This is a genomic window from Amnibacterium flavum (assembly GCF_003097495.1).
Lineage (GTDB): Bacteria > Actinomycetota > Actinomycetes > Actinomycetales > Microbacteriaceae > Naasia > Naasia flava.
Genome location: NZ_QEOP01000001.1, coordinates 639,654 through 656,486, shown reverse-complemented (window position 1 = coordinate 656,486; position 16,833 = coordinate 639,654). Strand labels below are relative to the sequence as shown.

At 67.6% G+C, this 16,833-nt stretch carries 17 protein-coding genes, 1 tRNA gene and 1 pseudogene; 11 read left to right on the top strand and 8 right to left on the bottom strand.

Features of this window, described 5'->3' with window-relative positions:
* Window positions 1-47: 47 nt before the first annotated feature.
* Window positions 48-602: a phosphoribosyltransferase family protein gene (locus DDQ50_RS03100; RefSeq protein ID WP_116755242.1), complete on the top strand. Its 555-nt coding sequence runs from the start codon at window positions 48-50 to the stop codon at window positions 600-602.
* A 15-nt stretch (window positions 603-617) separates the two neighbouring features.
* Here DDQ50_RS03100 and DDQ50_RS03095 read toward each other — a convergent pair whose 3' ends face one another.
* Window positions 618-989: a hypothetical protein gene (locus DDQ50_RS03095; protein ID WP_133245891.1), complete on the bottom strand. Its 372-nt coding sequence runs from the start codon at window positions 987-989 to the stop codon at window positions 618-620.
* 305 nt (window positions 990-1,294) lie between these two features.
* On the opposite strand from DDQ50_RS03095, the gene DDQ50_RS03090 reads away from it, so the two are divergent.
* On the top strand, window positions 1,295-1,861 hold the full coding sequence (locus tag DDQ50_RS03090) for a manganese efflux pump MntP (RefSeq protein WP_116755240.1): 567 nt from the start codon (window positions 1,295-1,297) through the stop codon (window positions 1,859-1,861).
* On the opposite strand, the gene DDQ50_RS03085 is transcribed toward DDQ50_RS03090, so the two are convergent.
* Window positions 1,862-3,190, bottom strand: a complete 1,329-nt coding sequence (locus tag DDQ50_RS03085; protein WP_338065109.1) for a hemolysin family protein — start codon at window positions 3,188-3,190, stop codon at window positions 1,862-1,864.
* Between the two features lie 210 nt (window positions 3,191-3,400).
* Between DDQ50_RS03085 and DDQ50_RS03080 the strand changes: the two genes are divergently transcribed.
* Window positions 3,401-3,760, top strand: coding sequence for a DUF2200 domain-containing protein (locus tag DDQ50_RS03080; RefSeq protein WP_116755239.1), 360 nt, complete (start codon window positions 3,401-3,403; stop codon window positions 3,758-3,760).
* Between the two features lie 31 nt (window positions 3,761-3,791).
* Here the strand turns inward: DDQ50_RS03080 and DDQ50_RS03075 are convergent.
* Window positions 3,792-4,771, bottom strand: a pseudogene (locus DDQ50_RS03075) (NAD(P)H-quinone oxidoreductase).
* A 120-nt stretch (window positions 4,772-4,891) separates the two neighbouring features.
* Window positions 4,892-4,978 (bottom strand) — tRNA-Leu (locus DDQ50_RS03070).
* Between the two features lie 173 nt (window positions 4,979-5,151).
* Between DDQ50_RS03070 and DDQ50_RS03065 the strand changes: the two genes are divergently transcribed.
* The 7 genes from DDQ50_RS03065 (at window position 5,152) to pknB (ending at window position 14,050) form a co-directional block, all read left to right on the top strand.
* Window positions 5,152-5,898, top strand: coding sequence for an FhaA domain-containing protein (locus tag DDQ50_RS03065; RefSeq protein ID WP_116755238.1), 747 nt, complete (start codon window positions 5,152-5,154; stop codon window positions 5,896-5,898).
* Entirely contained in the window at window positions 5,895-6,425 is a 531-nt protein-coding gene (locus tag DDQ50_RS03060; protein ID WP_116755237.1) for an FHA domain-containing protein FhaB/FipA, read from the top strand. The genes DDQ50_RS03065 and DDQ50_RS03060 overlap by 4 nt, the downstream gene beginning before the upstream one ends.
* A gap of 8 nt (window positions 6,426-6,433) precedes the next feature.
* Window positions 6,434-7,696, top strand: coding sequence for a Stp1/IreP family PP2C-type Ser/Thr phosphatase (locus DDQ50_RS03055; protein ID WP_116755236.1), 1,263 nt, complete (start codon window positions 6,434-6,436; stop codon window positions 7,694-7,696).
* A 65-nt stretch (window positions 7,697-7,761) separates the two neighbouring features.
* On the top strand, window positions 7,762-9,090 hold the full coding sequence (locus tag DDQ50_RS03050) for an FtsW/RodA/SpoVE family cell cycle protein (protein WP_116756058.1): 1,329 nt from the start codon (window positions 7,762-7,764) through the stop codon (window positions 9,088-9,090).
* Between the two features lie 13 nt (window positions 9,091-9,103).
* Window positions 9,104-10,558 carry a peptidoglycan D,D-transpeptidase FtsI family protein gene (locus DDQ50_RS03045; protein ID WP_116755235.1) on the top strand — a complete coding sequence of 485 codons (1,455 nt, stop codon included), beginning with the start codon at window positions 9,104-9,106 and terminating at the stop codon, window positions 10,556-10,558.
* Window positions 10,555-12,306 carry a protein kinase domain-containing protein gene (locus DDQ50_RS03040; protein WP_116755234.1) on the top strand — a complete coding sequence of 584 codons (1,752 nt, stop codon included), beginning with the start codon at window positions 10,555-10,557 and terminating at the stop codon, window positions 12,304-12,306. Before DDQ50_RS03045 ends, DDQ50_RS03040 begins: the two co-directional genes overlap by 4 nt.
* A gap of 4 nt (window positions 12,307-12,310) precedes the next feature.
* Entirely contained in the window at window positions 12,311-14,050 is a 1,740-nt protein-coding gene (gene pknB / locus DDQ50_RS03035) for a Stk1 family PASTA domain-containing Ser/Thr kinase (protein WP_116755233.1), read from the top strand.
* A gap of 50 nt (window positions 14,051-14,100) precedes the next feature.
* Here pknB and DDQ50_RS03030 read toward each other — a convergent pair whose 3' ends face one another.
* Genes DDQ50_RS03030 through DDQ50_RS03020 form a run of 3 tightly spaced genes read right to left on the bottom strand, consistent with a single transcriptional unit; the run spans window position 14,101 to window position 15,708 of the window.
* The gene (locus DDQ50_RS03030) at window positions 14,101-14,742 is read right to left on the bottom strand and encodes an anthranilate synthase component II (RefSeq protein WP_116755232.1); all 642 of its coding nucleotides are present in this window, start codon (window positions 14,740-14,742) and stop codon (window positions 14,101-14,103) included.
* The gene (locus tag DDQ50_RS03025) at window positions 14,739-14,918 is read right to left on the bottom strand and encodes a hypothetical protein (protein ID WP_116755231.1); all 180 of its coding nucleotides are present in this window, start codon (window positions 14,916-14,918) and stop codon (window positions 14,739-14,741) included. Before DDQ50_RS03025 ends, DDQ50_RS03030 begins: the two co-directional genes overlap by 4 nt.
* Window position 14,919: 1 nt before the next feature.
* A complete protein-coding gene (locus DDQ50_RS03020) occupies window positions 14,920-15,708 on the bottom strand; it encodes a class E sortase (RefSeq protein WP_205663558.1) in 789 nt (262 codons plus the stop codon).
* 66 nt (window positions 15,709-15,774) lie between these two features.
* Here DDQ50_RS03020 and DDQ50_RS03015 point away from each other — a divergent pair, with 66 nt between their 5' ends.
* Window positions 15,775-16,017, top strand: a complete 243-nt coding sequence (locus DDQ50_RS03015; protein WP_116755229.1) for a cell division protein CrgA — start codon at window positions 15,775-15,777, stop codon at window positions 16,015-16,017.
* Window positions 16,018-16,146: 129 nt separating this feature from the next.
* On the opposite strand, the gene DDQ50_RS03010 is transcribed toward DDQ50_RS03015, so the two are convergent.
* Window positions 16,147-16,833, bottom strand: coding sequence for a rhomboid family intramembrane serine protease (locus DDQ50_RS03010; RefSeq protein WP_240614212.1), 687 nt, complete (start codon window positions 16,831-16,833; stop codon window positions 16,147-16,149).

Below are 16,833 nucleotides of genomic sequence, written 5' to 3'. Positions count from 1 at the left end.
GCACGGGCGACTGGCGCCGTCTTCCGCGCCCGTGCCATGGTGTCGGGATGCCCACCGAGCTGACCGCGCGCCTCATCGCCGCTTTCCGCTGGGTGGGAGACCCCGATCAGCGATATTGGTTCGCGGGTCGCACGGGCTGGCTGAATGATCCGGTGATCGTCCGAGACGTCGGTGCCGCTCTGGTGGACCTGTTCCCGGACGCGAAACCAGACCTCATCCTGGGTCCGGATCGAAGCGGCCTCGGGCTCGGCGTCCTCGTCGCGGCAGCCGCCGGAGCGGGGTTCGCCGCCGCGCAGAAGGACATCGACCGCCTGGCCGATAGTGATGAGTGGGTGGTCGAGCGAACACCGTCCGACTACCGCGGGCGGAATATGCCCCTCGCGGTGCGGAGAAGGCTCATCCCTTTCGGGAGCCGCGTTCTGATCGTCGACGACTGGGCCGACTCGGGCGGTCAGCTCCTCGCGATGAAGAAGCTCGTCGTCTCCTCCGGCGCGCACGTCGAGGGGTCGGTCGTCATCGTGGACGCGCTGAACGACGCACGCCTGCGCCGGGAACTCGGCTTGCGCTCGCTGTTGAACTCGCGCGAGCTGCGCTGGCGCTGACCGGTCGCCGACCGCTCAGGCGGCGGGACCGAGAAGGACGGCGAAGATGGCGATGGCCCCGCCGATGATGAACATCGCGGTGCCGAACTGCATCGTCTTCGTCTTGTTGTGGTCCGCCGTCGGCACGTCCACCTCGAGGATCGGGCAACCCGACCAGCCGATCAGCCCGAGACTGAGTACGACGACCAACGCTCCGACCCACCAGACGATCTGGTCGGCGGGCGGCAGCAGGGCGGGTCGCCACCCCGAGGCGAGCAGGAGGCCGGTGAACGCCGCCACGGAGGCGGCAGCAGCGGCGAACCAGATGGTTCCGGTCCACATGATCCGCTGAACGTTCTTCTCGGGTGACATCAGGTCCGACGTCTCCCCAGACATCAACTCGCTCATCGGCTGCCTCTTCTGAAAGTGAATGATGGGTCGTGATTCACGTTAGACCCGAGTGATACACGGGGCTGAGATTCAGCTGAATGAGAGCTGATCGCAAGGTCCGTCCTCTGGTCGGCAAGGTGTGCCTGGTAGCGTGGAGCGCGAAGGGGAGTAGCTCCCAGCGCGTCAGCGCCAGCGGTTCATCGACATACTGACGGGGAAGTCCCCGTCCGGTGTTCCACCCGGGTTCGGGCGAGCGAGACCTTCGGCATCTCATTCATGCCGGAGAGCTTCCTCATCTCCGGCTCTGATCGAAGGACCAGAGCATGACGTTCCCTGCCCTCGTACTCGTCGCCCTCGGCGTTTCCGCCGATGCTTTCGCCGTCGCGCTCACCCAAGGCGTTCGGATGCGGAAGCTCCTCATTCGGAACGCGCTCATCATCGCGACGGCCTTCGCGGTATTCCAGGTCGGGATGCCCCTCATCGGCTGGGCCATCGGCTCGTTCTTCGCCGACTACATCACCGCCGTCGACCACTGGATCGCGTTCGGCCTGCTCGTCCTGATCGGCGGCAAGATGCTGTGGGAGGCGTTCTCGACGAAGGACGGCGCCGAGTCGGAGCCGCAGGGCCTCCGCTGGCGGGAGCTCCTCGTCCTGTCCTTCGCGACGAGCGTCGATGCCCTCGCTGTCGGCATCTCGTTCGCGTTCCTCGAGGTCGATATCTGGGGAGCGGTCGCACTCATCGGCGCGACGACGCTGATCCTGTCACTCACCGCCGTCGCCATCGGGCAACGGGTCGGCGCCCGATTCCAGCGCCCTGCCGAGCTCGCCGGAGGGGTCGTCCTAATCTTCATCGGCCTCCAGGTGCTGCTCGAGCACCTCGGCGTCTGGTGATCAGATTCCGCCGCTGCCCGCAGCCTCGGCTCGGGAATCCGACTCGCGATCGGGGGTGAAGCGGATCCGGTCGACCCGGTATCCCTCCATTCGCACGACCTCGAGGGTCCCGGATTCCAGAGCCACCCGGTCGCCGACCGCGGGAATCCGCTGGAGTGTGCTCTGGATGAATCCCGCCACCGTCTCGTAATCGCCGTCGACGATCTCGATGCCCGACGATGCGGCGAAGTCCTGGATGACGAGCCCGCCGTCGATCTCGAGCGGACCTCCGTCGCCGTCCGCCAGTGGGAATTCCTCGTCGTCGTACTCGTCGCGAATCTGTCCGATGACGTCTTCGACGAGGTCTTCGAGCGTGACGATCCCCGCGGTCCCGCCGTATTCGTCGACGACGATCGCGATCTGCGCCCCGTCGCGGCGCATCGCGGGCAGGGTCGTCAGCAACGAGTTCGTGGCGGGGAGTACGAGTACGTCGCGGGTGATGGCGCGGAGAGGGGCGTCGGGTTCGGCATCCGGATGCCGGCGCAGGAGGTCCCGCATGTGCACGAAGCCGAGGATGTCGTCGATGGAGTCGCCGACGACCGGGTAGCGGGTATGGCCTTCGTCGAGTGCCCGATCCGACGCCTCCCGGATGCTGATATCACCCGGCAGGAACGACACCTCGTGACGCGGCCGCATGGACTCGCGCAGGGTTCGGGTGCCGGCGTCGAAGACATCGGCCACGATGCGGCGCGCCTCGTCGTCGAGCGTCTCGTGTTCGGCGACCAGGTCGCGGAGCTCCTCCTCCGACATGTTCTCGCTGCGCGCCTGCGGATCGCCGCCGAGCAGTCGCACGAGCCCGTTGGTGCTCTTCGACAGCACCCAGATGACGGGGCGCATCGCGACCGCGAAACCGTCGAGCACCGGAGCCGCCACCACGGCGAACCCTTCGGCACGCTGCAGCGCGAGGCGCTTGGGGACGAGCTCACCGAGGACGAGCGAGAGATAGGCGATCACCAGTGTCATCACGACGAGGGCGACCGTCGACGCGACGGCCGGAGGGAGGCCGACGCTCTCGAACAGCGGAGCGATGTCCGGCGCGATGGTCGATGCGCCGTACGCGGCGGAGAAGAACCCCGCGACCGTGACACCGATCTGCACAGCGGCGAGGAACCTGTTGGGATCCCTCGCCAGCGAGGCGACCTTCGCCCCGCGAGCGCTCCGCTTCTCGAGTTGCCGCAGCTGCGACTCGCGCAGCGAGACGAGGGCGATCTCCGTGGCGGCGAAGACTCCGCCGATCAGAACGAACACGACGACGAGGGCCAGGTTCAGCCAGGTGTCCTGGTCGATCACCGCTCCCTCCCATCGGCGACGTAGAAGAGGGGCGGCGAGGGTCTATGACAGCCGTCCATATTGATAACCGTTCCAGAGAAAACTGAGGAAACCCCCACTACGGCCACGACGAAACCGACATGAGGACCGTCGAGCACCAGCCGGCGACGGCCACCCGGAGTGAGTAGGGAGACTCTTCAGCGTCCGCGCCCTCGCGGCTACCCTTCTGTCATGAGCCGGATCTTCACGACGAGCTTCGCTGCGGTCTATCCCCTCTACCTCGCGAAACTGGAGAGGAAGGGGCGGTCGCAGGCCGAGCTCGATGAGGTGATCGAGTGGCTGACGGGCTTCGACCGGGGGACACTGCAGCAGCACCTCGACACCGGGACCTCCTTCGAGCGGTTCTTCGCCGAGGCGCGGCTCAACCCGTCCGCGACTCTCATCACGGGCGTGATCTGCGGGATCCGGGTGGAGGATATCGAGGATCCGCTGATGCAGAAGATCCGCTACCTCGACAAGCTGGTGGACGAGCTCGCGCGCGGGAAATCGATGGAGAAGGTTCTCCGTCCACCCCTGGCGACGATCGCCTAGCGTTCGCGGCGGAGTGGGTCGCGGCGACCCGTCAGCGCACCGCGAGGAGGATCTTGCCCGCGTGAGCGCCCGACTCCATGCGCGCATGGGCGTTCTTGGCGAATTCCAGCGGGAAGACCGAATCGAGGATCACCCGCACCGTGCCGTCCTCGATGAGCGGCCATACCTGCTCGCCCACCGACGCCATGATGTCTCGGCGCTCCTGCAGCGGCCGCGCCCGCAGGGTCGTTCCCCAGATCCGTGCGCGTTTGCGCATGAGCAGGCCGACATCGAGAGTCGCCTCGCGTCCACCCTGTGTCGCGATGACCATGATCCGACCGCCGACGGCGAGCGCCTCCACATCGCGAGTGAGATACGACCCGGCGATCGGATCGAGGATCACATCCACCCCACGCCCACCCGTCGCCTCTTTCACGACCGCGACGAAGTCCTCGTCGCGATAGTTGATTCCACGAGTCGCGCCGAGGCCCTCGCAGAACGCGACCTTCTCGTCGGTGCCGGCGGTCGCGAAGACGGTGGCGCCGCGAGCGACGGCGAGCTGAATGGCGATGGACCCGATCCCGCTCGTACCGCCGTGCACGAGCAGCGTCTCGCCGGACTGAAGCCCACCGGCCAGGAAGACGTTGCTCCACACGGTCGCGACCGCCTCCGGCAACCCGGCGGCGAGGACGAGGTCGACACCGCTGGGAGCGCGAAGCACCAGTCCTTCATCGACGGCGACCCGATCGGCGTACCGCCCCCGCTCAGAAGGGCGACGACGTAGTCGCCCACCCGGATCCGCGAGACCTGCTCACCGGTCGCGACGACAGTGCCGGACACCTCGAGACCCGGCCAGTCGGGTGCACCTTCGGGCGCAGGGTAGGCGCCCTGTCGCTGGGACACGTCCGCCCGGTTGACGCCTGCGGCGGCGACATCGACGATGACCTCGCGAGGCCCGGGGACGGGCTCGTCCACTTCATCGACGACGAGGACCTCAGGTCCTCCAGGGTGGGAGATCACGATGGCGCGCATGCCCCCACTGTGCCATCCGTGGGCGAGCGTGGTCCGAGCATCCACCCCGATCACCTGCCGGAGCCGCAGACGACGAACGGCCGAGACGCATCGTCTCGGCCGTTCGTATTCGTTCTTCTCTGGTGCGCGAGGGGGGAGTTGAACCCCCACGCCCTCACGGGCACACGGACCTGAACCGTGCGCGTCTGCCTATTCCGCCACTCGCGCTCACCACGGCGCTTGCACGCCGACGAACGAGATTACCACAGCGCTTCTGGCCACGATTTACCCTTTCGGGTGTGGTTCCGGCCCGTCAACACGGGGCTGACAGGCGGGGCGGCTAGCATTCCGATAGCCATGCGCCGCGTTTTGCGCGCTCGAAAAACGGAAGGCCGCTGACTGTGGGCATTCTCGACAGCTTCGAAAGAGGTCTCGAGCGCGCGGTCAATGGTGCCTTCGCGAAGACGTTCAAGTCGGGTCTGCAACCGCTCGAGATCACCGCAGCGCTCAGAAAAGAGCTCGATACCCGCGCCGCAGTTGTGTCGCGCGAGCGCATCCTCGCTCCCAACCGCTTCGTCGTGCGACTCGCGCCCTCCGACTTCTCCCGCATGTCCACGCTCGGCCCGAACCTCATCGACGAGCTCACCGCTCTGGTGCAGCAGTACGCGAAATCGCAGAACTATCAGTTCGCCGGCACCGTCAGCATCACCCTCACCGAAGACGACTCGATCACCGCCGGTCTCGTCCAGGTCGACTCCAGCACCAGCCAGGGTCACGTCACCTGGCAGCCCGTGCTCGAGGTGGCGGGCAAGCGGTACCCGATCACCCAGTCCCGCACCATCATCGGCCGCGGGTCCGACGCCGACATCACCATCGACGACACCGGCACCAGTCGCAAGCACGTGGAGATCGTGTGGGACGGCAACCGGGCTCAGGTGAACGACCTCGGCTCGACCAACGGCACGACCCTCAACGGCGAGCGGGTGTCGAAGGCGCTGCTCGCTCCCGACTCGGTCGTCCAGATCGGGCGCACCCGCATCGTCTTCCGTGTTCTGCCGCAGAGCGACGGGACCGACGGGATGGCAGCGCGCCCCGACAGCGCTTCGCGGGGTGGCGGCGACCTCGGCAACTTCTGGGCGGGCCGATGAGCGCACTCACCCTCCTGATCCTCCGCATCGCATTCCTCGCCCTCCTCTGGGCGTTCGTCTTCGCCGTCGTCTACGCGCTGCGATCCGACCTGTTCGGCAGCCGCGTCCGCAAACTGCAGGAGCAGCCCGCGTTCGCCGCGCCCTCCGCCCCGGTGCACACTCCCCCGGCGGTGCAGTCCCTGCCGACAGGGACCCCGCAGACCGTCCAAGGCGCCAAACCGATGGCGACCACCAAGACGGCGAGTCGCCTCGTCATCACCTCCGGACCCAAGTCGGGTCTCGAGATCCCTCTCGGGACCGAGCCGCTCACCATCGGACGCTCGAGCGAATCGGGATTCCAGATCCGCGACGACTACACCTCCACCCACCACGCTCGGCTGCTCCTCTGGGGCGACGAGTGGGTCATCCAGGACCTCGACTCGACGAACGGCACGTTCCTCGACGGCAAGCGCGTCGCCGTGCCGACGCAGGTGCCCATGAACACCCCGGTCAAGGTCGGCGCGACGAGCTTCGAGTTGCGGCGGTAAGCGGGCGGATGGCGAAGAGAACCCTCGGTGCCGCCGTGTCGCATGTCGGCAAGGTCCGCTCGAACAATCAGGATTCCGGCTTCGCCGGCGCTCAGCTGTTCGTCGTCGCCGACGGCATGGGCGGTCATGCCGGAGGCGATGTCGCCTCGGCCATCGCCGTCAACCGCATCGCCGAGACGGACAACCAGTACTACGCCTCACCGCAGGATGCCGAGTTCGCCCTGCAGTCCGCCCTCGTGGCGGCGAACCAGCTGCTCGCCGAGACGGTGTTCGAGCATCCCGAGCTCACGGGCATGGGCACCACCGTCAGCGCCCTGATCCGGGTCGGCGACAGCATGGCCATCGCCCACATCGGCGACTCCCGCATCTACCTCCTCCGCGAGGGCGAGCTCTCCCAGGTCACCGCCGACCACACCTTCGTGCAGCGCCTGGTCGACAGTGGGCGGATCACCCCGGAGGAGGCGGCCGTCCATCCCCGCCGCTCCGTGCTGATGCGGGTGCTCGGCGACATCGACGCCGCCCCCGAGATCGACACCAGCATCCTGGGCACCGCGCCCGGCGACCGATGGATGCTCTGCTCCGACGGGCTCAGCAGCTACGTCACCGAAGAGCGCATCCACCAGATCATGTCGGAGGGGGGCAGCCCCAGCGAGGTCGCCGACCGGCTGGTGAAGGAAGCGCTCGACCACGGCGCGCCCGACAACGTCACGGTCATCATCGCCGACATCGACCCGGCCGACGCGCCGGCCGAACCCGATGTCGCCGTCACCGTGGGCGCCGCCGCCTCGCCCCTCGAGTTCGATCCCGAGGCAGGTCGTCGGCTGCGCCTGCCGAGCCTTCTCCTGCACCCCATCAAGACGACATCCGTCGCGAGGGAGACGCACCTCGAAGCCGACGCCGACGACTATCTCGACACCCTCATCGCCGAGGACCGCAAACGCGCCAGTCGGCGGCGCCTCACCTGGCTCATCTCGATCAGCCTCGTCATCCTGGCCGTCGTGATCGCCGCCATCCTCGGCTACCAGTGGACGCAGACCCGCTACTACGTCGGAGTGAACGACGACCGGGTCGCCATCTACCAGGGCGTGCAGCAGACCATCGGTCCGATCCCGCTCTCCTCGGTGTTCCAGAACACCGACGTGCTGGTCGAGGACCTCCCGAGCTTCTACAAGAGCCGGGTCGAGCGCACCATCAACGCCGAGAGCGTCACCGACGCGTTCGCGATCGTCACCAACCTCGAACGCAACCTGCTGCCCGGGAGCGGCGAGTGACGGTCACGAACAATCCTGTCGTCGATGCACCTGACGACGGATCCGGTGGACGGCGGGTGCGCACCATGCGCCTCCCCCGGCGCTTGCGCAACCTCGAGCTCGCCCTGCTGCTCGTCGTCTGGATCATCAACACCAGTGCCGTCGCCCTGGTTCAGCTGGGGGCGCTCGACACCATCGAACCGACCCTCATCATCCTGGTCGCCGGCCTTGCGGTGCTGACTCTCGCGATGCACATCGTCATGCGTTTCGTGGCGCCCGAAGCCGATCCCTTCATCCTCCCGATCGCCGCCCTGCTCAACGGGATCGGCATCGCGGGCATCTACCGGATCGACGTCGCCGAGGGGGACGTCGGCTGGGACTCGGTGGCGGTACGCCAGATCGTCTGGGCGGCCCTCGCCATCTCCATCGCGATCGCCGTGCTCCTCATCGTCCGCAACCACCGGGTGCTGCAGCGCTACACCTACCTCGCCATGCTCGTCGGCGTCATCCTCCTGCTGCTGCCGATGCTCCCCGGCATCGGACTCGAGATCAACGGCGCACGGGTGTGGATCGGCATCGGCTCCTTCACGTTCCAGCCGGGTGAGGTCGCGAAGATCGCCCTCGCCGTGTTCTTCGCCGGCTACCTGGTGACACGACGCGACTCGCTCGCGATCGTCGGCAGGCGGTTCCTTGGCCTGCAGCTCCCCCGCGTCCGCGACCTCGGGCCGATCCTCGTGATCTGGGCGCTCGCGATGTCGGTCATCGTCTTCCAGCGCGACCTGGGTACCGCCCTGCTCTACTTCGGGCTATTCCTCGTCATGATCTACGTCGCGACCGGCCGTTTCAGCTGGGTCGTGCTCGGTCTCGCCCTCTTCGCGGCCGGTGCCCTGGTCGCCAGCCAGACCCTGAGCTATGTGGGCGGCCGTCTGCAGAACTGGCTCGACGCGTTCAACCCCGACGTCTACAACGCGTTCGGCGGTTCCTACCAGCTGGTGCAGGGCCTGTTCGGACTCGCGAACGGCGGGATCATCGGAACCGGCCTCGGCCAGGGCCGACCCGATCTCACCCCGGTCGCGCAGAGCGACTACATCATCGCCACCCTCGGCGAAGAACTCGGGATCACCGGCATCTTCTGCATCCTCGCGCTGTACCTGCTCTTCGTGGCGAGAGGGCTGCGGATCGGCTTCGCCGGGCAGGACGACTTCGGCAAGCTCCTCGCCGTCGGTCTGTCCTTCGTTCTCGCTCTGCAGTGCTTCATCGTCATCGGCGGCGTCACGCGGGTGATTCCGCTCACCGGCCTCACCACACCGTTCCTCGCCGCCGGCGGCTCCGCGCTGATCGCCAACTGGATCATCGCGGCGCTCCTGCTGCGCATCTCCGACTCGGTCCGCACCCAGCCGAGGATCGTCGTATGACGGGCGTGAACGCATGAACCGCGAGCTCAAACGGGTCAGTGTGCTCGTCGTGCTGATGTTCGTCGCGCTGCTCACCTCGACGTCGATCATCCAGGTCATCCAGGTCGACGCCCTGCGCGACGACCCCCGCAACGTGCGCACCCTGTACGCCAGCTACTCGGCGCAGCGCGGTCCCATCCTCGTCGCGGGTCAGGCCATCGCCGAGTCCGTCCCCGTCGACGACCCGTACAAGTTCCTCCGCACCTACACCCAGCCCGACCTCTACTCGGCCGTCACCGGGTACCTGACCCTCGGCGGGGCGCCGACCGGTATCGAGGGCGCACTCAACGACGACCTCAGCGGCCACTCCGACTCGCAGTTCCTCGACCAGATCAACAGCATCCTCACCGGCCAGGAGCCCATCGGCGACACCGTCGAGCTCACCATCGATCCCGTCGTCCAGCAGGCGGCCTACGACGCGCTCGGCGACCTGCAGGGTGCCGTCGTCGCGATCGAGCCCTCCACCGGGAAGATCCTCGCCCTCGTGTCGAAACCGGGATTCGACCCGAACACGCTCTCGGTCCACGACACGGAGCAGGCGGAGCAGACCTACGAGTCCCTCCTCGACGCTCCGAACGAGCCGCTGCAGAACCGCGCCATCGCGGGCGACCTGAACCCTCCCGGCTCGGTCTTCAAGCTCATCGTCACCTCGGCAGCCCTCGAGAGCGGCAAGTACACCCCCGACAGCACCTTCCCCAATCCCAGCCAGTACGAGCTCCCCGGCAGCGACTCGCTGGTGAACAACTCCGAGGGCGGATCGTGCGGGGGCGGCGACACGGCCAGCATCGCAACCGCCCTGCGGCTGTCCTGCAACATCCCGTTCGCCGAACTCGGTGTCGAGCTCGGCGAGCAGGCGATCGGCGACATGGCCCGTGCCTACGGATTCGGGCAGGAGCTCCAGATCCCCATGGATGTCACCCCCAGCAGCTACCCGCGCGGACTCGACGACGCCCAGACCGCGCTCTCCGCGTTCGGTCAGGGCGATGACCGCGCCACCCCCTTGCAGATGGCCATGGTGTCCGCCGGCATCGCGAACGGAGGAGTCGTCATGCGACCCAACCTGGTGAATCAGATCCTGGGGGCCGACCTGACGGTCCGCAGCCAGTTCGAGGCGCAGGAGTTCTCGAGACCCATCAGCGGTAACACCTCTGCAACGTTGACTCAGATGATGGTCAACGGCGTCGAGAATGGCGCAGCCAGTAATGCAAGAATAGGCGGGGTCGATGTGGCGGGTAAGACGGGGACAGCCGAGAACGGCGAAGACGATCCGTACACCCTGTGGTTCACAGGTTTCGCACCTGCGGACAACCCACAGGTAGCCGTCGCGGTGGTTGTGGAGAACGGCGGCGGACTCGGCCAAACGGGCTACGGCAACCTGCTTGCCGCACCGATCGGGAAAGCAGTCATGGAGGCGGTGCTGACACGATGAGACCTGTATCCGGGCTCACCTTCGGGTCGCGTTATCAGCTGGCCAACCGCATCGCCATCGGAGGCATGGGCGAGGTCTGGGAAGCGACCGACCTCGTCATCGGGCGCACCGTCGCCATCAAGATCCTGAAGGACGAATACCTCGGCGACCCCGGCTTCCTCGAGCGATTCCGCGCCGAGGCCCGGCACGCCGCGCTCGTCAACCACGAGGGCATCGCCAACGTCTACGACTACGGCGAGGAGGACGGCAGCGCCTACCTCGTGATGGAGCTGGTCCCGGGCGAAGCCCTGTCGACCATCCTCGAGCGCGAGCACGTCCTGCCGACCGACAAGGTCCTCGACATCGTCGCCCAGACCGCGGCGGCACTGCAGGCTGCACACGCCGCAGGGCTCGTCCACCGCGACATCAAGCCCGGCAACCTCCTCATCACCCCCGACGGTCGCGTCAAGATCACCGATTTCGGCATCGCCCGCATCGCCGACCAGGTTCCGCTCACAGCGACCGGCCAGGTCATGGGCACTGTGCAGTACCTGTCACCCGAGCAGGCGAGCGGTCACCCCGCGTCGCCCGCGACCGACATCTACTCGCTCGGCATCGTCGCCTACGAGGCACTCGCCGGCCACCGCCCCTTCACGGGCGAATCGCAGGTCGCCATCGCGATGGCGCAGATCAACGAGACACCGCCCGACCTTCCGCTCACCATCGCCGAGCCGGTCCGCAACCTCGTCTACGCCTGCATCGCCAAGAGCCCGTCCGAGCGTCCCGCGTCGGCGGCGAACCTCGCGCGCGCAGCTCAAGCACTGCGTCGAGGAGACGTCGCGGCCGCCGCTGCCGCCGTTCCCGGCATCCTTCCGCACGGAGCATCGACCCCTCCCACCGAGGTGGCGACCCAGCTCTTCCCCGCTCAGTCGACCGCGCCGACGCAGGCGACCACGGTCCTCGCCGCGCCCGGGGGCCCCGGCGCTCCCGTCCCGCTCGACGGCGAGCCCGGCGACGAGGACGGCAAGCGCAAGCGCAGCCCCTGGACCTGGCCGCTCATCGCCATCATCGTCGTCCTCGCGCTCGTCCTCGTCGGCACGCTCTTCGCCAACCTGTCGGGGCGCGGCGGCGACACACCGGCGACCAGCGCCCCGGTGACGACGTCCGCTCCGCCCACCAGCGCCACACCGACGCCGACGCCCACCTCCAACACCGTGAGCGTCGACAAGGCGGCCTATCTGGACCAGCCGTTCGCCACCGTCGAGGAGCAGCTCAACGGTCTCGGGCTGGAGGTCGCACTCGCCGAGGGCAACGCCTCCACCGCCGACGGCCAGGAGGGCCTCGTCTACGACCTCAATCCGACAGGAACGGTCCAGAAGGGTCAGACCATCACGGTCACCTATTACGGACCGATGGCCGAGATCCCGGCACCGGCCACCCCGACCCTCCAGTCGCCGAGCAGCCAGCCCGTCCCGGCCGCCTCGACGATCAACGTCGCATGGGCCGCCTTCAACTCGTGCCCGGCCGGCACCTCCCGCAGCGGTTACACCGTCACGGTCGCGGGCGCCGCCGAAGCGAGCAACGGCAGCTTCCAGGTCGGCGCAGGCCAGACGAACTACAACAACATCACCGCGGGTGCTGCCGGCTCCGGCCCGATCAGCGTCAAGTACGTCGCCTACTGCGGCTCCCGCAACTCCCCCGAGTCCGGGACCCTGACCATCGAGGTCGCCCCGGCCGGCCCCACCCCCGCTCCGACGGCCAACGGTTGATCCCATGTCGACATCAACAGGACCAACGCAGAAGCCGCAGGCCGCCGATTCCCGTCGACTGCTCGCCGGCCGCTACCAGGTCGGCTCGCTCGTAGGCCGCGGAGGAATGGCCGACGTCCACCTCGGCACCGACACCCGCCTGGGTCGCACCGTCGCCATCAAGCTGCTTCGCTCGTCGCTGGCCAGCGACCCCGCGTTCCGGGTTCGCTTCCGGCAGGAGGCGCAGTCCGCCGCCCGCATGGCGCACCCCACCATCGTCCGCGTCTTCGACGCCGGCGAGGAGATCGTCCTCGACGAGCGCGGGGCCGAGACGCAGGTCCCGTTCATCGTGATGGAGTACGTCGACGGCAAACTGCTGAAGGACATCATCGGCATGGGTGCACTTGAGCCCGCCGAGGCGACCCACATCGTCGAGGGGATCCTCACCGCCCTCGAGTACTCGCACCGCGCCGGGGTCGTGCACCGCGACATCAAGCCGGGCAACATCATGATCACGCGCACCGGTCAGGTGAAGGTGATGGACTTCGGCATCGCCCGCGCCATCTCCGACTCCTCCGCGACCGTCGCGCAGACCACCGCCATCCTCGGCACCGCTCAGTACTTCTCGCCCGAGCAGGCCCGCGGCGAATCCGTCGACGCGCGCACCGACCTCTACTCGACCGGCATCGTCCTCTTCGAGATGCTCACCGGCCGCGCCCCGTTCCGCGGCGACACCGCAGTCGCGGTCGCCTACCAGCATGTGAGCGAGCAGCCGCCGCTGCCCAGCTCCATCAACCCCAAGATCTCGCCCGCGCTCGATGCGGTGGTGATGCGGGCACTCGCCAAGGACCGGTTCGAGCGCTACCAGAGCGCCGCCGAGTTCCGCGAGGACGTGCAGACCGCCGCGTCGGGCCATGTCCCCCAGCGCAAGCTGCCCGCTCCCGATTTCAACGCCGCCCTCTTCGGCGCCCCGCCCAGCGAGACGCTCGGTGTGAACAGCGCCATGAAGCAGCTCGCCGTCGACGACGACACCGTCGTGCGGACGCAGAACCGACCGCCTGCGGTATGGATCTGGTCGGGCATCCTGGCCGTCATCGTCATCGTCGCGGCAGTCCTGTTCTGGGTTCTCACCCTCTCACCGAACACGGAGGCGCCGACGGTGTCCCGAGAGGTGCCCGACCTCGTCGGGGCGACCTACGACAGCGCAGCCGATGCCCTGCAAGAGCTCGGACTGGTCGCCAGCGAGCACAGCGAGGCGAGCAACACCGTCGAGGTCGGTCAGGTCGTCCGCACCGATCCGCCGTCGGGCACACGGCTCGCCCCCGGCGACCCCGTCGATGTCTACGTGTCCACAGGTCCCACCGAGCTCGCGGTGCCGACGCTGGCCAACATGGGACTCTCGGCAGCTCAGGATGCCTTGACAGCAGCCGGCTTCACCGTCGGATCGATCACGGCGCAGCACTCCTCCACCGTTCCCGCCGACACCGTCATCAGCTCCGACCCTGCCGCCGGAACCCCCATCCCCGAGGGCTCGACCATCGGGATCATCGTCTCCGACGGTCTCGTCGAACTTCCCGATGTGCGCAACCTCAGCATCGCCGACGCGCGCAATCAGCTCGAGGGAGCCGAACTCGGCCTGCGCGTGACCGTCTCGCGCACCGACGGGTGCGGTGAGGCCTCCGACAAGGTCGTCAACCAGTCGCTCGCTCCGGGCACTGTTCCGCAGCGCTCCGAGATCACCCTCGAGTACTGCGACGGCACCTGAGCCGGTTCCGCCTCACCCAGCAGCTTCGTGGCTGGACTCGCGGCTGCCGCTCAGCGCTCAGCGGCGATGAGCGGGTTCAGCGACTTCGCGCGCTCCGCCGCCTCAGGCAGTCCCGCCACGCTCAACCAGTTGCCGAGCATCCGGTAGCCGCCCTCGGTCAAGACCGACTCGGGGTGGAACTGGACACCGTAGACCGGCTTGTCGACGTGGCGGACGCCCATGATCACGCCGCCGGCGGTTCGAGCGGTGACCTCGAGCTCGTCGGGAACGGTGCCGTCGACCACGGCGAGCGAGTGGTAGCGAGTCGCGGTGAACGGCTGGGGCACTCCGTCGAAAAGGATGCTGCCGTCGTGCTCGACCTGCGAGGTCTTGCCGTGCATCAGTTCTTCGGCATTCGTGACGACGGCGCCGAGAGCCTCCGCGATCGCCTGATGGCCCAGGCAGACCCCGAGAAGGGGCTGATCGGTGTCGAGCGCGATCTGCACGGCAGCGATGGACAGGCCGGCCTCACCGGGCTTGCCGGGGCCGGGTGAGACGAGCACGCCGTCGTAGTCGCGCAGCATCGACCGCAGCTCGTCCTCACCGACCGAGTCGTTGCGGATGACGTCGGTCGAGGCACCCAGCTGCTGGAGGTAGCCGTTCAGGGTGTAGACGAAGCTGTCGTAGTTGTCGATGACGAGGACTCGCGTCATGCCTCTCCCGCACTCGTGGTCTGGTCGACCGTGACGTTCTGTGGATTCAGCATGCCATCGATCCAGGGGAACACCCACGTCGCGAGGGCGAAGAGGACGGCGGCGACCAGCACCAGGAGGATCAGGGCGCGTGCCCAGACCGGTCCCGGGAGCGCACGCCAGAGAGCTGCGTACATGTCATCCCTCCGCTGCGACGGCTGCCGCGATCTCGGCGGGCGGACCCGCGGAGCTGGGGCGCCACGAGTCGAAGACGCCGTAGGCGATGATCCGCTCGCTCGTCGAGTAGAGCGGGTTGCAGCTCGTCAGGGTGATGATGCGGTCTCCCGGAATCGCGTCGGGGGCCTGCGGCACCTGATTGAGCACCGAGACGGCGGACGGCAGGACGTATTCGAGGTTCGTGAACTTGTAGGTGTACCAGCCGTCGGCGGTCTCGACCACGATCGGGTCGCCCAGGCGCAACTCGTTGATGAGGTGCATCCCGCCCCCGTAGGCGCTGCGGTGCGCGGCGATCGCGAAGTTGCCCACCTCACCGGGCATCTGGGTCCCGGGGTAGTGGCCGATGCCGAGACGAGTGCTGTTGAGCACATTCGTGCCCGTTCCCTCGGCGACGGTACGCACGTAGCTCTCGCCGAAGCGAGGAACGTAGAGGTTGGCGACGACCTCGCCGTCCCCCGGAGCCTCGGCGACGACGGGAGCCCCGAAGTCCTGTGGGGCGGGGGCTGCGGTCGAGTCGGGCGACGCCTGCGGAGACGGCGGCACGGCGGGGTCGCGCACGTCGTGCCACTCCCGGCTCTGCTCCTGAGCGGCGGATGTCTGCGTGCCCGCGAGGATCCAGTCGTTCCACCAGAGCTGCCAGCCGATGAACAGCAGTACCAGCACGCCGGCGGTGACGAGGATCTCGCCCCCGACGCCCAGAACCGACAAGCGGGCCCGCGGCGTGCCCGACTCCTCATTCCCCGTACTCACCCGGGAATCCTACGTGCTCTCGCTCTGTCCCCCGGCTGCGCCGCCGCCTTTGGTAGACTTCCGCGCATGGCACGAGTCAAGGTCCGATCCGCAGATCGTCACACCGAAGAGCGCACGGGCGAAGACTCTCCGAACCCGGTCTGGTTCAAGCCGCTCATGTTCGGCTTCATGCTCGTCGGCCTGGCCTGGGTGATCGTCTTCTACGTCAGCCAGGGAGCCTTCCCCATCGCGGAGCTCGCGAGCTGGAACATCCTCATCGGTTTCGGCATCGCCTTCATCGGCTTCCTGATGACAACACGTTGGCGCTGACTCGGTCAGCGCGATGAAGAAGGGCCGGTGAATGTTCACCGGCCCTTCTTCTTCGTCGGGTTGTCCCCCCACCCCCGAACGAGTTACACGGGTGTAACTCATCCACACTGTGGAAGAGGCTGTGGATAACTAGGCGAACAAAGCCGGCCAGATCCCGGCGATGAAGAGGACGACCGCGAGGCCCACGAGCAGCCCGATCTGCGCCGGGCGCAACCGGCGGTGCCGCGTCTGCACGTAGATCAAGCCCACCAGCACTCCCGCGATCAGACCGCCCACATGCGCCTGCCACGAGATCGAACCCACGAAGAAGCCCACCGCGAGGTTCAGGCCGATGACGATCAGAAGACCCGTCGCCTTGCCCCCGAGCTTGCGGACCAGGATGAAGAACGCTCCCAGCAGCCCGAAGATCGCACCGGATGCCCCCACCACCGGGCCATTGCCCAGGTAGAGGACCGCAACCGAACCGCCGAGAGCGGAGATCAGGTACAGAGCGACGAACCGCCCCTTGCCGAGCATCGTCTCCAACTGCTGGCCGAACATCCACAGCGCGAGCATGTTGAACGCGATGTGCAGGATCTGCTGCGGGGAGTGGACGAAGGCGACGGTGATGAGCCGCCACGGCTCGAACGGATAACCGCTCTGCGGAACCGAGTACTGAGGCGCGTAGAGCAGGGCGCTCGTCACCGCCGTCCCGATCCCCGGCAGGAGCTGGAGCAGGTAGATGACCAGCGTGATCAGGATCAGGAGGTTCGTCGCCGACGGCGCGACGACGCGGACGAATCGCCGCCACAGTTGTGCCGGCCCTTGACCGGCCAC

Excerpts from the sequence above, each read along its gene's own strand:
- DDQ50_RS03025 (WP_116755231.1), bottom strand. The coding sequence starts at position 14,918 with ATGTACGCAGCTCTCTGGCGTGCGCTCCCGGGACCGGTCTGGGCACGC.
- pknB (WP_116755233.1), top strand. The coding sequence starts at position 12,311 with ATGTCGACATCAACAGGACCAACGCAGAAGCCGCAGGCCGCCGATTCC.
- DDQ50_RS03045 (WP_116755235.1), top strand. The coding sequence starts at position 9,104 with ATGAACCGCGAGCTCAAACGGGTCAGTGTGCTCGTCGTGCTGATGTTC.
- DDQ50_RS03100 (WP_116755242.1), top strand. The coding sequence starts at position 48 with ATGCCCACCGAGCTGACCGCGCGCCTCATCGCCGCTTTCCGCTGGGTG.
- DDQ50_RS03055 (WP_116755236.1), top strand. The coding sequence starts at position 6,434 with ATGGCGAAGAGAACCCTCGGTGCCGCCGTGTCGCATGTCGGCAAGGTC.
- DDQ50_RS03095 (WP_133245891.1), bottom strand. The coding sequence starts at position 989 with ATGAGCGAGTTGATGTCTGGGGAGACGTCGGACCTGATGTCACCCGAG.
- DDQ50_RS03080 (WP_116755239.1), top strand. The coding sequence starts at position 3,401 with ATGAGCCGGATCTTCACGACGAGCTTCGCTGCGGTCTATCCCCTCTAC.
- DDQ50_RS03090 (WP_116755240.1), top strand. The coding sequence starts at position 1,295 with ATGACGTTCCCTGCCCTCGTACTCGTCGCCCTCGGCGTTTCCGCCGAT.
- DDQ50_RS03040 (WP_116755234.1), top strand. The coding sequence starts at position 10,555 with ATGAGACCTGTATCCGGGCTCACCTTCGGGTCGCGTTATCAGCTGGCC.
- DDQ50_RS03030 (WP_116755232.1), bottom strand. The coding sequence starts at position 14,742 with ATGACGCGAGTCCTCGTCATCGACAACTACGACAGCTTCGTCTACACC.
- DDQ50_RS03050 (WP_116756058.1), top strand. The coding sequence starts at position 7,762 with ATGCGCCTCCCCCGGCGCTTGCGCAACCTCGAGCTCGCCCTGCTGCTC.
- DDQ50_RS03060 (WP_116755237.1), top strand. The coding sequence starts at position 5,895 with ATGAGCGCACTCACCCTCCTGATCCTCCGCATCGCATTCCTCGCCCTC.
- DDQ50_RS03015 (WP_116755229.1), top strand. The coding sequence starts at position 15,775 with ATGGCACGAGTCAAGGTCCGATCCGCAGATCGTCACACCGAAGAGCGC.